15 protein-coding genes are annotated in these 15,768 nt (G+C 55.2%); 5 read left to right on the top strand and 10 right to left on the bottom strand.

The window, feature by feature from the left end; translation table 11 throughout:
* From ABSE13_RS12710 to ABSE13_RS12695, 4 genes are all read right to left on the bottom strand, one after another.
* The coding region (locus ABSE13_RS12710) for a COG1361 family protein (protein WP_424028888.1) at positions 1-653 on the bottom strand (653 nt) is incomplete at its 3' end.
* Positions 654-948: 295 nt separating this feature from the next.
* A complete protein-coding gene (locus ABSE13_RS12705; protein ID WP_424028887.1) occupies positions 949-1,701 on the bottom strand; it encodes a hypothetical protein in 753 nt (250 codons plus the stop codon).
* 210 nt (positions 1,702-1,911) lie between these two features.
* Positions 1,912-2,130, bottom strand: a complete 219-nt coding sequence (locus ABSE13_RS12700) for a helix-turn-helix transcriptional regulator (protein ID WP_424028886.1) — start codon at positions 2,128-2,130, stop codon at positions 1,912-1,914.
* Positions 2,120-2,572, bottom strand: a complete 453-nt coding sequence (locus ABSE13_RS12695; protein WP_424028885.1) for a DUF2178 domain-containing protein — start codon at positions 2,570-2,572, stop codon at positions 2,120-2,122. Before ABSE13_RS12695 ends, ABSE13_RS12700 begins: the two co-directional genes overlap by 11 nt.
* 229 nt (positions 2,573-2,801) lie before the next feature.
* On the opposite strand from ABSE13_RS12695, the gene ABSE13_RS12690 reads away from it, so the two are divergent.
* The gene (locus ABSE13_RS12690) at positions 2,802-4,772 is read left to right on the top strand and encodes an agmatine deiminase family protein (protein WP_424028884.1); all 1,971 of its coding nucleotides are present in this window, start codon (positions 2,802-2,804) and stop codon (positions 4,770-4,772) included.
* Between the two features lie 22 nt (positions 4,773-4,794).
* On the opposite strand, the gene ABSE13_RS12685 is transcribed toward ABSE13_RS12690, so the two are convergent.
* Positions 4,795-5,751 carry a cation diffusion facilitator family transporter gene (locus ABSE13_RS12685; protein ID WP_424028883.1) on the bottom strand — a complete coding sequence of 319 codons (957 nt, stop codon included), beginning with the start codon at positions 5,749-5,751 and terminating at the stop codon, positions 4,795-4,797.
* A gap of 205 nt (positions 5,752-5,956) precedes the next feature.
* Between ABSE13_RS12685 and ABSE13_RS12680 the strand changes: the two genes are divergently transcribed.
* A complete protein-coding gene (locus ABSE13_RS12680) occupies positions 5,957-6,553 on the top strand; it encodes a hypothetical protein (protein WP_424028882.1) in 597 nt (198 codons plus the stop codon).
* Positions 6,554-6,879: 326 nt separating this feature from the next.
* Here the strand turns inward: ABSE13_RS12680 and ABSE13_RS12675 are convergent, their stop codons facing one another.
* From ABSE13_RS12675 to ABSE13_RS12660, 4 genes are all read right to left on the bottom strand, one after another.
* A complete protein-coding gene (locus ABSE13_RS12675; protein ID WP_424028881.1) occupies positions 6,880-9,006 on the bottom strand; it encodes a SpoIIE family protein phosphatase in 2,127 nt (708 codons plus the stop codon).
* Between the two features lie 206 nt (positions 9,007-9,212).
* Positions 9,213-9,962, bottom strand: coding sequence for a tetratricopeptide repeat protein (locus tag ABSE13_RS12670; RefSeq protein ID WP_424028880.1), 750 nt, complete (start codon positions 9,960-9,962; stop codon positions 9,213-9,215).
* A 101-nt stretch (positions 9,963-10,063) separates the two neighbouring features.
* Positions 10,064-10,954: a VIT1/CCC1 transporter family protein gene (locus tag ABSE13_RS12665; protein ID WP_424028879.1), complete on the bottom strand. Its 891-nt coding sequence runs from the start codon at positions 10,952-10,954 to the stop codon at positions 10,064-10,066.
* Between the two features lie 111 nt (positions 10,955-11,065).
* On the bottom strand, positions 11,066-12,712 hold the full coding sequence (locus ABSE13_RS12660) for a PAS domain-containing protein (protein ID WP_424028878.1): 1,647 nt from the start codon (positions 12,710-12,712) through the stop codon (positions 11,066-11,068).
* 486 nt (positions 12,713-13,198) lie between these two features.
* Between ABSE13_RS12660 and ABSE13_RS12655 the strand changes: the two genes are divergently transcribed.
* Positions 13,199-13,912, top strand: coding sequence for a hypothetical protein (locus ABSE13_RS12655; protein WP_424028877.1), 714 nt, complete (start codon positions 13,199-13,201; stop codon positions 13,910-13,912).
* A 327-nt stretch (positions 13,913-14,239) separates the two neighbouring features.
* Here ABSE13_RS12655 and ABSE13_RS12650 read toward each other — a convergent pair whose 3' ends face one another.
* Positions 14,240-14,509, bottom strand: a complete 270-nt coding sequence (locus tag ABSE13_RS12650) for a hypothetical protein (RefSeq protein ID WP_424028876.1) — start codon at positions 14,507-14,509, stop codon at positions 14,240-14,242.
* A 538-nt stretch (positions 14,510-15,047) separates the two neighbouring features.
* Here ABSE13_RS12650 and ABSE13_RS12645 point away from each other — a divergent pair.
* Together ABSE13_RS12645 and ABSE13_RS12640 are read left to right on the top strand one after the other, a co-directional pair.
* On the top strand, positions 15,048-15,314 hold the full coding sequence (locus ABSE13_RS12645) for a hypothetical protein (protein ID WP_424028875.1): 267 nt from the start codon (positions 15,048-15,050) through the stop codon (positions 15,312-15,314).
* Positions 15,214-15,762 (top strand): hypothetical protein, encoded by a 549-nt coding sequence (locus ABSE13_RS12640; RefSeq protein WP_424028874.1) that lies wholly within the window; start codon positions 15,214-15,216, stop codon positions 15,760-15,762. The genes ABSE13_RS12645 and ABSE13_RS12640 overlap by 101 nt, the downstream gene beginning before the upstream one ends.
* The last annotated feature ends 6 nt before the right edge of the window (positions 15,763-15,768 follow it).

Genomic DNA, 15,768 nt, shown 5'->3' with positions numbered 1-15,768 from the left:
GGAACTTCAACAGAATTACCGGCAGTGATGGATCCCACGAAACTCTCTGATGGCGATATATCATTGCCATTGCCGGATGCAACGATCAGGACATCCGATATGTCTCCGAGCCGCGGGTTGATAATACTCACATTCACCTTATCCGTCTGGTTAATGGAGAATGACTCGGGTTTTAATGAGATACTGGATCTCACATCTGCCGAGTCCACCTTCATCAGGATCTGGGAATGGACTGCATTGCCGCCATAGGCAGCTGGTGAAACGGTGAAGAGCGGGAAATACGTCCCATCAGGAACATTACCGACAGTTATGATGAAATTATAATCCGTGGTGGCTCCCGGTCCGACAGTTGTAGCGGTCGTGAACGAACCCTGATTGACAACCTGGATATGCGGGTCGATGAGGGCAGGTTGATTTAACGCCACGGAAGTATTGGCTGCATTGGTAACGTGAACCGTCACGGTCCCGGTCTCACCGGGATAAAAAACCGCGGGTGTGAGATCATACCCGGATACATATACAAGCGCTGCCGCTGCCTGAGGATTCGTTGCCGTTACCGTATTTCCCGACGGTGCAGCAGAGGATGCAGCACTCGCGGAGGCACTGCACAGAAGCAGTACGATGAAACTCATTAAGATAAAACGACTCTTCATAGGTTCTCCTTTTTGTGATACAGTGGATTCCTTTTTAGTGAGATTTACACATGTTTCCGGGTGTGCACAAACGTGCAGCCGGAAATTGTAATGTATATTTTACATTTTGTAAATTAAATACCTTCCCTTCAGGCAGGATGATTGATGTAACTTTTCTGTCAATGTTCATACACACCGGCATAAAGGCGCATGCGATAGGTAACGATACTATGGTTCCGGCATTTTAAATGTTTCCTGATATTACTAAAAAAAAGATCTTTGGAAATTACCAGTGAAGGTAACTATAACGTTTGTGTCAGGAAGATCCTTTTGATCTTCCGCTCTGACCGTGAGCAGTGTGTGGGTGAGACGCTGAGTACGCTCCAAACCATGACTTTACTGCGCCGGTATCACCATTCTGGAAGGCGGCCTTGAGAGCGCTTGTATCCACTCCCTGATTATCAAGCCGGGCCAGGATCTGCTGCTGGACGGTGGCATTGGTAAAATCGGGAGTTTTCCCAAATGATCCCTTCGCAAAACCGGGTGCTGCCGGGCGATGTGCCCCGAACCAGGACTTTATATCGGTCACATTGCCTGACTGGAACGCCGCTGCCAGCGCAGTTGTATCCACTCCCTGCTTATCAAGCCTGGCCAGGATCTGCTGCTGGACGGTTGTATTCGTCATATCGAATCCTTTAGAAAGGCCTTTGTTCGCGGACTGGGGCCGGGCCGGGCGGTGTGCCTCAAGCCAGGATTTGACTGCAGGGAGGTCGCCGTTCTGGAATGCAGTCTGGAGGGCAGTTACATCCACTCCCTGCTGTTCATATCGCGCAATGATCTGCTGCTGGACAGTGGCATTGGTCAGATCCTGTGCAGGATGCATGAAGCCCTTTCCATGAGTGCCGGTATGCGTGGCCTGTGCAGTGCCTGCCGCACTGGCAAAGCCAATGCAGAGTGCAATAACGCAGAACACGGCAAGAGCACCGTAATACATTCTGGGCGTTTTCATAGTGATGTTCTCCTGTAAGTTGTTGCTCTGATGGCAGGCACGATCTTCCGTGCCGGTCATGTAAAGTATATTTTACATTTTGTAATATAAACTTTTTGTTTTTTCTGGTTTGGATTACATATTCCAAAACACACACATCATTCACGGAGGTTCTGAATAACGTCAGGATCCGGATACATCCCGTAAAAAGTTGATGCATATGCCAAGAAAAAAATCCCGTTTCCCGGGGCCTGCGCAGGAAAAGGGCGAAAGAGTGTCCGGGAAAACCGTTTAATCTATATCTATCGTCCGGGGTTCTTCATTATACGTGAACACCTCTTCGATGTTCACCTTGAAGTGATGCGAGATCCTGAATGCCAGGTCAAGGGAGGGTACATATTTCCCTTTTTCTATAGCAAGGATTGTCTGCCGCGTGACGCCAATTGCTACCGCAAGATCCTCCTGCGTCATATCATGCATCGCCCTGAAGACTTTTATCTTATTCTTCATCGGTCTCCCAGTCCCCGTACTTCCGGGCATAGTACATACGGAACCCGACATAAAGAAAGATCATCAGACAGAGCAGTCCCAGCTGGAGATATCCCATCATCCGCAGAGAGACCAGCTCAGGAGGACGTCCCTGGAGATGTTCGTGGGAAAACTGCGGAAGATAGAGGAGATCCATAACTGCACCGATAGAGAATGCACAGAAAACAACCCAGAACACCTGGAAGGTCCTCACTACCGCCATCTCGGTGATCTTCGCACTGCGTTCATCCTCAATAAGATCAGTCACGGATTTTCGTGCAGCATACACTATCAGGAAACCGAGAATAAACCCGAGCGGCTCGATCCAGAGCGGGATCACGTGGGTCTCAATCGAATATATGAAAAGCGCGAGCAGGGCCAGTGCAATGCAGCCTGTGAGAAGATAGAAGGTATTTTTTTTCATGGCATCCCTTTGTTAATGATTCTTGACATTTGGTGTTATAAATTTGACTGTAGGGGGTTATCAAAGTTCGTTTCCGGGCCGGATCACTCCGAAACCCGTCAAAAACTCCCACTTTGGCATATAAGGAAAGTTAGTACCATTTCAGGATTCCTCAGGGATATCCATTGCACAAGAAGCCGGGCCGTATCCCTCATCAGTGCCTTGCCGGACGGGGTGCTGACCGTATCGTATGGATACCCTCATATCCGATCAGGAAAAATTCGTATACCACGAGGCTGTAGAAGTGGGCGAGGTAACCGTCGGACTCATCCAGATGGCGATGGGGCAGGATGCTGATGAGAACATCCGTACGGCAGAGGAAAAAGTCCGTGGAGCGATCGCAGCAGGAGCAAACATCATCTGCCTGCCCGAACTTTTCCATTCCCGGTACTTCCCCCGCCATCCCGGGACAGATGTTGCATCCATTGCCGAGAGTGTGCCCGGCAGGTCAACTGCCCGGTTCTCGGCCCTCGCCCGGGAGCACCAGGTGGTTATCATCGTCCCGGTCTTTGAAGCGGGAACTGATGGCAGGTATTACAATACCGCCGCTGTGATTGATGCTGATGGAACACTATGTGCACAGTACCACAAGGTGCATATTCCCCAGGATCCGGGATTCTTTGAAAAGGGTTACTTCTACCCCGGCGATGGATACAAGGTCGTGTCGACCCGGTTTGGCCGGATTGCCGTCCTCATCTGTTATGACCAGTGGTTTCCCGAGGCGGCACGGTGCGTGGCACTTGAAGGCGCCGACATCCTGTTCTACCCCACAGCAATCGGGCACCCCACATCAGCCGAGCCTGTAGAGGGCAACTGGCAGGAGGCCTGGGAGCTGATCCAGCGGAGTCATGCAGTAGCAAACAGCGTCCATGTCGCGGCGATCAACCGGGTCGGGAGCGAGGGGCAGATCCGGTTTTTCGGGGGATCGTTCGTCGCGGATGCGTTCGGGAAGATCCTTGCAAAGGCCGGCGACCGGGAAGAGACATTGATCGCACCACTGGATATTGCAATGAACGCCGCAGTCCGGGAGTCGTGGGGATTTTTCCGGAACCGGCGGCCGGAGACCTATGGCAGGATCATCACGCCATTCCCGGGATCGGATGGGGTGTTCCCATCCCTGCGGCCGGGCGACACTCCCCGGAACAGGGGGTTTCACATGCCCGCCGAGTGGGAACTCCACGAAGCGGTCTGGCTCTCGTGGCCCCAGAACATCCAGACATTTCCCCGGCTTCCGGAAGTGGAACTGGCATACTACGAGTTCATAGCAAAAGTGCATACCTCGGAACGCGTGGAGTTGTTCGTCCCGAGTGCCGTAATCCACCGGAAAGTGCGTTCACACCTTCGCGAAATGGGCGTAGATCTCACCCGCGTCACGCTCCACACCAACGAATATTCCGATGTCTGGATCCGGGACTATGGCCCGACATTTGTTATCAACAGGGCACTTGGGAAGACCGCGCTGGTGCGCTGGACCTTTAACGCCTGGGGCGGCAAGTACGAAGACCAGGTGCGGGACGGGAAGATCCCCGGCATGATGAACCGCCGGCTCAACCTTCCCCTGTTTGAGCCCGGAATCGTGCTGGAAGGCGGATCGATTGACGTGAACGGGAAAGGTACCGTCATGACAACCCGGGCCTGCCTCTTAAACCCCAACCGCAACCCGACCATCTCCGCTGATGAGATCGAAGAAAAACTCCGGGAATATCTCGGGATAGAGCACGTGATCTGGCTCAACGACGGCATTGTCGGGGATGACACGGATGGCCACATAGACGATATCGCACGCTTCATCGGGCCGTCGACCGTAGTCTGTGCGTACGAAACCGATATTGCAGACGCAAATTACCCCTCTCTCCACGACAACTTCGAGATCCTCCGCCAGGCAACCGACCAGGATGGCAGGCCCCTGACCGTGGTGAAACTGCCCATGCCGGCGCCGGTCCTTGATGCGGACGGGCGGTACCCGGCAAGTTACACGAACTTCTATATCGGGAATACGATCGTGATCGTTCCCGTCTTTAATGACCCCCATGATGCCGAGGCGATACGCGTCCTGCAGGAGCAGTTCCCGGACCGGAATGTCGTCGGTGTCAACGCCCGGGCCATGGTTGAAGGATATGGCACGTTCCATTGCGGTACCCAGCAGCAGCCGAAGTTGTAAAAAATAAAAAAAACCGGAGAGATCAGGTGTCAGGTAGCGGCATAAACGAATCCCCGTGCATCCCGTCCTGAACCGGTGCATCCGTAGGCACGACACTGACAGCACTCCGGGGAATCTGCGCTTCCAGGGAGCGCCGGATCCGGTTGATGGTGTCCTGTACCTCCGACATCTTCCTGTCGCCATCGAACTCGAGGAAGATCTCAATATAGATATTGGTTCCCGAACGGCGCGAGCGGACTCCGTACAGCGCTGAATACTCGTCGAAAAATGCCGCAAGGTGGCTGACGATCACCATCTGGAGCTCCTCGTCCAGGGTCTTGTCCAGCAGGTCCGGGAGGGAAGAGGTGATGACCCGGTACCCTGAGAAGAGAAGGAACCCGGCAATGATGAACGAAGCGAGCGGATCGATATACAGGGACCAGGGGTAACTGGCAAGCGCGAGCGTCAGGAGCAGGGAGACAAGGACCGAGAAATCGGAGAACGCCTTGGTGCGGAAGAGATGCCACTGGGAATCCATCAGGGGTGACGGCTCTTTCTGGTTGAGCCGGTAATTCTTCCTCCACAACCAGGTGTTCATGCAGACACCGATCACCATCAGGACAACACCGAGGTACGCCCCTTCGTGGACGATCCCGGCCGGCATCGCGATCCGGTAGAGCGCCGCGAGAAATACCAGGGCCAGCGAGATGAACATGACGCCACCGGTAGTAATTGACGTGATCGTCTCGAACTTGCCCATCCCGTAATCGTATGCGCCTGCGCCACCCTTTGCCATCTTGCGGATGGTGAGGTAGGCAAAGAAGGTAGCCAGGATCTCGTTTGCACATTTCAGCGCGTCCGCAAAGAGGACAATGGAACCCGAGAGTACGGCGGCAACGATATCGGGAAGCCAGAGGATGAAATCGATGACAAGACTTGTCAGGATCATCCGCTGCTTCCTTTCATAGGATCCGCCGCCGGCACCTGCTGCGTGAGACATTATTGTACTCAATGCTCCGCCGTGTTGGGATAAAAGACCGGCGCTTTGGTCGTGACGGAACTCCCCACTCCGGCACGAAGCCCCGGATCCTTCCCTGAGGATGTGCCGGGACAGGAAATTTAAACGGGCAGGGAAAATAGGGTATACTGCATTCCCGCCGTACACCATTCACGGCACGATCAAGAAAAGTTCCCCGGACATTCTTATGGACACGACAGCCTCCGAATATATCCGTCACCGCCTGGAAAGATATGAAACGTCCATTGACCATACCCGGGCCGGTCTCCAGGATCCATCGGGCACCGGTAAACTTTCCGCCAGCGCCCCGTATGCCGAGCAGTGTGCTATTCCCGTACTTCTCGATTCCCTGTCAGGAAATCCGGATGAACAAGCAGCACTGAGACAGGACTTTGCCCGTATCACAAAGAAACTGGAAGTCCTCGCACGGGAGAGCGGCTCCAATTACCGTGCCTGCCTTTTCGAAGACGTAAAACGTTTTGCCCACGCGTACCATGCCTCTGCCTGCCATGCCAGCATCGGCAATCTCCGGAACGGGGCAGCCACCGATCCATGCCGAAGGCGTCTCATCAACCTGCTGCTCTCGGAGCTCGCAGAAGACCACGAGGTGTCCGGGATCGAAGCGCTCCTCACCATGATCGATGACAATCTCCAGAGATCCGTGACAGTCCCCGGGAAAGATGCGACAGGATCACACGCCGCAGGTCACCGGGCTTATGCCGCCGTAACTGAGCCGGAGCACAGCACTCCACACAAGGACTCCGGGCAGATCGGGATAAAATAAGCGGAAAGGTACGATTAGATCTGTTTTTTGCGGTCTGGAGAAATCCCTGTGTTGGAACGATTATTATCAGATTGTATTTTTTAGAGAGGAGGGGACAGTGCCACAGCGAAGAACCCGATGGTTCTTCTCGCATCACACCTGTCAGGACAGGTATGCTGTTTCCCCCTCACCGCCCCTGCGCATTGCGATGTTGCGGAAATTACCTGTTCGGGAGTTATCGCATTCGGGGGTTGCCTCAGTGGCGGAGGTGAAACCCCTGATAGCGTTCATATTTGTAAGAATTACTACAGAACAGTTTTTTCCAATTTCATGCCCGGCAGGTACGCTCATTTCACCCGGATCACGATGAGCGTGATATCGTCCGACTGCGGGGCATTGCCGCAGAACTGCCGGATATCCTCGAGAAGCGCCGCCATAATCTCCTGCACCGTCCGTGATCTGTTCCGGGTGATCGAGGCGACCAGCCGGTCTTCGCCAAAACAGGCCTCCCGTTCATTGAACGCTTCCGTCACACCGTCGGTGTACATGACAATGAGATCACCATGCCTGAGCGGGACGGCCGTTGCCGGGATATCTACCACAGGAACGACTCCAAGCGCAATTCCCCTGCTTTCCAGGACCTGCGTTACCGGGGGATCGTCCCGGATCAGCAGCGGGGGGTTATGGCCGGCATTCACGTAGGAGAACGTCATCCTGCCCGGGTCAAAGAGCCCGTAGAAGACGGTGATGAACATACTCGATCGCCCGTCCTCGTAGATCAGCCGGTTTGCCTGCCGGATGGCAGCCGAGGGATCCGCCTCTGCCCCCCCGGTTGCATGGATGAGTGTCCGGGAGAGGGCCATGAAAAGCGCGGCACTCACGCCTTTGCCGGAGACATCGGCGATGACAAATGCCCACCGGTTCCCAACGACCGGTATGAAATCATAGAGATCGCCGCCGATCTCCATTGCGGGGATCGTGATGGCGCAGATCTCAGCCTCCGGGATCTCCGGCGCGGATTCCGGGAGGAAATTCTGCTGGATCTCCTTTGCGATCTCCATCTCCTTGGTATAACGCTCCTTCTCGGCCGTGGTGCGCCGGAGATCTTCGATGTTCTGCTTGAGATCCGCGGCCATGTGGTTGAACGCACCTGCCAGGTCCTCGAACTCGTCACCGGTACGGATATCGAGACGGAAATCAAGATCCCCGTGGCCCAGCGCGAGGGTGCCTTCCTTTAAGGATTCCACGGGGCGCGTGATGATCCGGGCAAGCCAGGCCGCAAGCAGGATAACCACGAGGATGAGGATGAGGAACAGGCAGACAAATATCCAAAGGAACCGGTCAGTCTGGCTGTTGATACGAAGACCGGCGTCCCGGGTGGAGGCCGCGATCTTCTCACGGGTTTTATCGACCGGGGCCGTGATCTCATCCACCGGCATGGATACGGCAAAGCTCCAGTTCCGGGACGTGACCGGAGCATAGGCGACATAGGTATCATGGCCATTGAACCGGATTTTCTCAATGCCGGTCTTCCCGGCCGTCATGTTCCTTCCTACGGCAATGAGCCCCGGGTCGTTGCTCTCAAACACGTTCTCCTGCTCAAAAGGCTTGTCCCAACTGGTATTTCCAGCAGACAGCCCGGGGCGGCTGATGATATTTCCCTGGCTGTCCATAAGGATCGCGTAGCCCTTGTTTCCCAGCGTCAGGTTCAGGAACGCCTCGTTGATCACGTCGACCGTTACATCGCTGCCGATTACCCAGGTCCCGAACTTCGTGGGCACCGCCTTTGAAGCGGTCACGACAAGCCCGTGGCCCGCGGAGTCATCGTACGGATCGGACCAGGAGATCCCATCGGTGTTTTTTGCCCCGGTAAACCAGACCCGCTGCCTCGGATCCATAGTCCGTGACGTCATGTTGCTCCAGGGGTATATGCGGAGGATCCCCGAGTCCGAAGCCACGTAGATACTGGACATGTCAGTGTCTGCCCGGAAGACAGCAACCAGCAGGTCATCGATGCCCGCGAGCGTCCTGAATTCCGTGGAGTCCTGTTCTGCCTGAGGGTCCGGGGAGGGAACAACGAGGACTGTGGAGAGGCGATCGGCAGGGTGGGCAGTACTGCCAGCGTTGGAGATCTTGGGCACTACAGGGGGATTATCCGCGAGCATCGGTACAGCCGCAGCAAGGATCTCCATCTCGGAATCGGTATTTTCAAAAAGGACGTTGGTCACTTCTGCCTGATCGGACGCAATACGAACAAGATGTTCTTCTGCAGATGCCTGAAGAGCGGTCGTTGTCTCATCCACTGCTTCCTGACCAAGACTAAGGCTGCTGGTTTCCGCAGATTTCCCGACATCACTGATGGAAAAAAACGCCACATACCCGGTGATAAGAAGCGCGACAATGGCGAGTGAGAGGAAGATAATGAGTATTTTTACCCGGACATTGAACCAGGATCGTGAGGGTATGAGGGTCATAAGAGGTCAGGAGATGTCGTGCGGTGCAGGATCGGATACATACGGACACAGACGGGAGTATTCAGCGGGGGAACCGTGCCCGTACGCATAAGATACAGAGGCACTCCAAGAGTAATAAAACCAGCAATCCCGCAAAGATTCCTATGAAGTCCGGCGGGATACATGACTTCAGGCCTGAACGGGATCCCGCAGGCAAGGCAGGAATTTCAGTGCAGCCAGATCCAGACACTGCCCCCCATCAGGATGCCGGCACCAAATACCAGTACCATCGCGGCCATGGCAAGGTACATGCTCCGTGACCCGGGATCTCTTCTGCCCGGGGCCGCGTGCGGTGCGACGATAACGTTGCGGTTGATCTGCTGCCATACCCGGAGGGAGCGCCAGTACAGTTTACAGATCACACAGAAGAACAACAGCAGGATCAGCTGGGATGAGATCGTAATCTCCGGGGGCTTTCCCGCCGCGACTGCCCGGATGCCACCCAGCAGCAGCCCGAGGAGAAAGGCTGCCGTGGCGAAATAGAAGCCGGCATAACCATGGGGAAAGACAATTTCCTGCAGTTTCCGGTTCTGCGCCTCGGCCCGGTCCCCCATGTCCATCTTCTGGTAAACAATACCCAGCAGCGCCCGTGCATAGGCATTGTACGGGCTGATCTCTACCGCCCGTTCAAGGGCTTCACTGGCATCGTGCAGCCGGTCGAGCTTGTCAAGAGCCACACCCAGGTTAATCCAGCAGTCCACGGATCGGGGGCTCGCGGACGCAGCCTTCCGGGCAGGCTCCAGGGCCTCCTCAAACCTGCCGAGAGTGATAAGTGCGGCTGCCTTGGAGTTGAGGATCTCGCTGTTACCAGGATCACTCCTGAGGGCCTGGTCATAACAGTCGAGGGCCTCCCGGGCCTTTCCCTGGTGCACGAAACTGTGTGCCCGCTCCTGCAGGGGGATATCGGGGCTGGACATGGTGTGAATACAACCTTTTCATTCCTGAATATATTAAAGGGTTAGGAATGATTTTTGGAGCCGGGTCAGGCTCGGGAAGAGGGGGGGGACGGATCCTGCATTCAGACGTTCACGTTCAGGACCAGCCTGATCGCAAGACCGATCACGAACGAGATCGCGGCGATCCCGAAACTGATCGCGAGCATCTCCATGAAACGGGACCTGAAGGGGAGATCTTTTGCCACGGCGATATAATAGGTGAAGAAGAAAATCACGGCTACGGCACCGAGCAGGGTGAGGACGAGGGCGATGTACGGGCTTCTGAGAACGAGGAAGGGCAGGATGAGAAGGATGACGGTCACCATATAGGTGAATCCTGTATAGATCGCGGCTTTCTTCGGGTCCGTTGTTCCCCCGTCGGATTTCTGGGAGAGGTACTCCGAGGAGCCCATCGAGAGGGACGCCGCGACACCGGTGATCAGGCCGGCGACTGCGATGATCTGGGAGTTCTGGAGAGCGAACGTGAGACCGGCAAGCATCCCGGTGAACTCCACGAGGGCATCGTTGAGCCCGAGCACTACCGAGCCCATGTACTGCAGCCGCTCCTCGTCAATGAGGGCAATCAGTTTCTTTTCGTGCTCTTCCTCACGGGAGAGCATTGCATCGATCTCCGGTATTGCGGCACGAAGAAGCGGATCCGGCGCCTGGGCCCGTTTCTCTACGCTTTCCATCAGCTTGAGCGTGAACGTGATCCCGAGGATACGGGCCATCAGGTAATAGAACCAGAGGGAGATATGGTCAGGCGCAATGTCCTGCCGGGTATACCGCTTCCAGATCCCATAATGGTCCATCTCTTCTGCAGCGATCTGTTCGAGCACCCCGCGGTTCTTCGGATCGCGGGTGACAAACGCAATCTTCGTATAGATATGATGTTCCGTAATCTCAGCTCTCTGGGAAGAGAGGAGCGCGGGCAGGAGACGGGGATCGTGCGGGTCTGCGGGCATAGGTATCATGGTAGGATCCTGATCGTGCCGGGATAACGAGCCGTTAGTGAATAATCTCCCGGGGAGTGCCGGACGGATGATTCACAACGTGCGCCCGTCAGGCTTCATTAGTGCTTGGAATTACTTCCTTTTAAAACCGAATGAACCGACGGACCAGGGATTTCCCCGGGGGTTGGGATCATTGCATTCTGCCGCGCAGTTCATCGCATTGACCGTACCGGTGATCCGCAGGGGTTCCCCATCTGCAGTCCGTTCGATCACCTTGCCGCGGGTCGTTACCCAGATCCAGATCCCGTCCATCTTACGCACGCGGAAGTTACTCTCGAAGAGGGGTGCCTTCCCACGGATATGCCGGTAAAACGCATAGATGATATTTGGCAGATCGAGAGGATTGATGATGGTTTTGCATTTGTCCACGGTAAGTGGTATGCCGGGTTCGAAGTCATAGCCAAGAGTGGTGTGGCACCAGTTATAGATATCCCGTACTTCAAGATCCCGCATCCCCACATCCCAGATCCCGATATTACCCGCGGCCAGAGCGAGCTTGAGCCGTTCCTCGCTCTCGAGCAGAGCCTGCGCCTCCTGCCTTCTCTGGGTCAGGTCGATGATGACACCCCGGAGGCCGACAGGCTGTTTTGTCTCGGGGTCGATCACCGGCGCTCCGTAGAGCAGGGCCGGGAACGTGCTGCTGTCACTCTTCTGGAGCAGGTATTCCTGGCCGTTGGCTGTGCCCTGCCGGGCCGCACTCTGGATATCGCGGAATGCCCGTTCGCGATCGGGGGTGGTGATATAATCGAGGATGTTGATACCCTGGCTGTAATCTTCCGGCACGAGCCCGAACATTTCGTAGGCCATAGTATTGGCAAACGTGAGCCGGCAGGCAAGGTCCATCTCGTAGACCCCGACCGGGAGGATATTGGCAAAACCGAGGTTCGCATCCCGGGACAGGTCAAGATCGTGTTTGATCTGGTGGATATCGGAGATGTCCCGTATCGTCTCGATGGCACCTTCCACGATCCCGCCCGCATCGCAGAGAGGGCCGGCATGGACCCAGAGATAGGCACCCCGGCCCCCGTTCATCCCGGGGGCAAAAAGATCCTGGGAGATCTTGTTTTCAAGGAGCCGGAATCCCGGGCACGGCTGGTTCAGGACATGAGGATCCTGGAGCACGGTATCAATGAGCATGGGCCTGCGTTCGCCAAAAAAGGGGACAGCATATTCGTAATCCCCTTTCCCGAGGATATCTTCCTTCCGGCAGCCGGTCATCTTCTCAATCGCGTGGTTCCAGGCAATCACCCTCCCACGGGTGTCGATGACAAACGTGGCATCGGGCAGGAAGTTGATGATATCCGTCATCTGCTGGCGGGACTGTTTCAGCTCGTCTCCGATCCGGCGCCGTTCGATCGCCCGGTTGAGCTTGTATCTGAGCTCCACGATCATTCCTTTGAGGTCGGGCCCTTTCTGGACATAAAAATCTGCCCCGTTATTGAGCGCTTCCATCACTACCTCTTCCCTCCCCTTCCCGGTAAAGAGGATGAAGGGCAGGTTGCCATGACGGTCCCGGACTAACTTTAAGAGCTCGATCCCGTCCATGCCCGGCATCTGGTAGTCCGAGAGAATCGCATCATACTGCCCGGAAGGGATCCGGTCCAGCGCCAGGGCGGCCGAGTTGGCCACGTCAACGGAAAAGTCCCCGTTCTTCTCCAGGTAGATCTTATTGACATTGAGCAGGATTTCATCGTCATCGACATACAGAATAGAATACATAAAAAATCCCGCCGTGCAAATCTCGTCTACCGGATGTTTTCCTTAAAATATTGTGCAGCTCTGGCAGTTGCCCATTATATTACAAAAAGTATACTATATATTTTCTTTGATTTGATTCCCGGAGGGATTTTGCCAATCGGTAACAGGAATTAACTTTATATCCTTTTAATTTCCCGCAATGAAGAACTCCTGAAAAAGGATAATTTATATATGATTATATGTTTTTTGTGGACATGTGAGTGATTTTTGCTTAAAGTTTATGAAAAGTCCCCTGGATCGACAGATAGTGCGATCCGGACCATCGCTGCCGGTTTTGTGCACTACTTCAATGAAGAGGACATAACTGATCGTTCCGGAACTATCAAACCATTTGCGAATGCTATGCATTACCTGCCGTGATACACCTGAATGAGAAGTACCCATGCCGTTGACAACAGGGAGGAGAGATCGTCACCTTTATCGGTTCAGTTATCGTTGGATTCGTGAATGATCTCCGGAAAAAACCTGTTCCGCACCTGCCTCCTCCTGCTGGTGGTGCTGTGCGGAGTAACGGCAGTATCGGCATGGACGCTCCAGAACTGGTCGGCCACGGCCCAGACTTCCCCTGCCCAGCCGGGCACTCCCGTCTCCCTGCACTACGACATCCATTTCGATTCGTGGACGACCGGGACTACCTTTGATTCTGCGAATTCCCTTGTGATGGTCACGGATCTTGCGAACCCGCAGTGGACAGTGACAACAACCGAGACTATGGACGACGGCACCCAGATCGTGACACCCATGCCGGTCCGTCAGAGCATGCAGGTACGGCTGGACGGCTGGTCGCTCAGTTTTGTCAGGAAACGCTTCGATCTCAATGTCCAGCTGAACGGGAAGGTCCCTGCCCTGAACCAGTCTCAGAACATCACCCTGGCCCGGGTGCAGGAGCTTGACCCGAACGCAAAAGCAGTTTATGGAACGCTGGTGAAAAAGGATCTCCCGGTATATGTCCAGGCCCCGGAACCGACTGCGACAACGCTCGTCCCGACACCCCAAGATACCATTATCGATGTGACTATGCAGCTGGCAGAAACGGCCGCGCCGGCAACGATCACGCCCACCCGGAAACAGACTTACTCACCAGGGCCCGATCCTCTGCTTATCTGCGGTATGCTCGCGGGCCTGATCGTGCTGTGGGCCCGGAGAGAGCGCAGAAAATAATCCTTTTTCGAACGTTTTTCCCGGAGCACGGAGGGAGGTATTCCGGCTTTGCCGGCAGTACCTCCTGCCCTTGTCCCGCACGCGTCGGATTTCAGTATACCACCAGGACGGTTATAAAAAAAGTGCAGCTGACCGTTTCATGGGGGGAGTAAACCCTGGTCATCCATTCGTTTACCATTCCAGCCAGGTTGACACCCTGTTTCGTTACCCCATGATTTCCGGCAGTTGCGACCCGGGTCAGAAAAAAGATAATCAGACCGGCCGGTTTTCGCATACCTGAACATCACCTTGCACGGGAAATGCAGACGCGGGCAGATCCGGTGCCATTCACCACCGGTACTTCCGCCGCTTCTTCTCCTTCTCTTCGAACGGTACAATGAAGTAGCTGTGGATGTTGCGGTCGTCATCCAGCCCGATCTCGAGGTAGAGTTCCATAATGACATGCTCAAATGCTACTGCGATCTGATCGGCCCCGAGTTCAACAAATCCCAGAGCGTGAAGCTCCTTCCCCAGTTTGGATACCGGCATCCTCCGGTGGCTGGTGACGAGCCTCTCGACAAGGCGCTTCATCCGTAACTGCCATCCCTTGTTTACCACCGCAGGTCGCCGCCCTGCCAGCCTGTGAGTATCTGCATGCAAGGGAATTATGCAGGTGCCTGCTATTGAACGTATCCGATTGGTACCTCCATCACCGACGGGAAACATTTCCGTATGAGTGAGTAAGGTCGCAGGCGAACAAAAAACAGGTAAAAACAGTACTCAGCTCACACTTATTCAGCATGTCACCGGTGTTCACCACATACGTGTTATACACGATCCCCGGGGAGCGGACGTTGACAACGAACACGGCGATGGGAGAGGCGGAATGCCGGACGGTCTCCCGCGTTTACTCCCCCCGCTCCTGCGCGTCCGGCCGATCCGGAACCGGTCCGCCGCGTATTCGCACCTGAAAATCAACAGGAATTTTTTCCCACAGGAAATCGCTCCGATTCGCCAACTGAACCGTCCGGAACGATGTCGCGATACATGAAAACCGCATGGACGAACTGAATTTCCCGGAACAGTAACGACCCTTATGGCTCCGGAAAGGGAACATTCAGCCAACGGTATATACCGGCATATGGAGGAATAAATCATGAACACCAGATTCAGCCTGCTCTTGGGACTGGTGGCGCTTGGACTACTCTGCGCCATGGGAACCGCCGCAGCAGATGATGCACAGGCCACGGTCACACCGACAGACACCATCGCTCCTGTGGATACCATCACTTCCACGGATACGGTTTCTCCTGTGGACACCGTTGCCCCCGCGCCCACCCCGGGTTTCGATCCCCTGGGGTCGCTCGCCGGGATCTTCGGACTCCGGCAGGACAGCAAACCTGACCGAAGGAATCCGGGATAACCGGCAGGATATCCACCAGAACTGGTGGGACAACTTCAACATCTTCGGGAATATCCTCGGTAACCGGGAACAGGTCAGAAGTGACCAGACGCTCAACCTCGCGAACCGGACCGAAGATAACGGACTCCGGCAGGACATTCATACCGATCGCGTGGATCTGCACCAGGACCCCAGTAATGCCAGTGCCTACCGGGCAGATATCAACGCGAGCAGGGGAGACATACAAGACAACCGGAATGACATCGCCCTCAACCACGTGGATATAAAGGATGAGCGGAACTCATCGCAGGATGATCGTGCGACGATCCGTGAAACCCGGCAGACTGACATCCAGCTCCGGCAGACGAACAACGCTTCATGGCAGGATGTCCACCAGGACCGGGAGGATATCCGGACCGACCGGCAGCAGATCCGGAACGATCGCGGGGCACAGGGCTCTGCGTCGTAGACTTTT

This window comes from Methanoregula sp., assembly GCF_049518935.1.
Classification (GTDB): Archaea; Halobacteriota; Methanomicrobia; order Methanomicrobiales; family Methanospirillaceae; genus Methanoregula.
The sequence above is the reverse complement of the archived record's forward strand: the minus strand, read 5'-3'. Positions and strand labels throughout refer to the sequence as shown.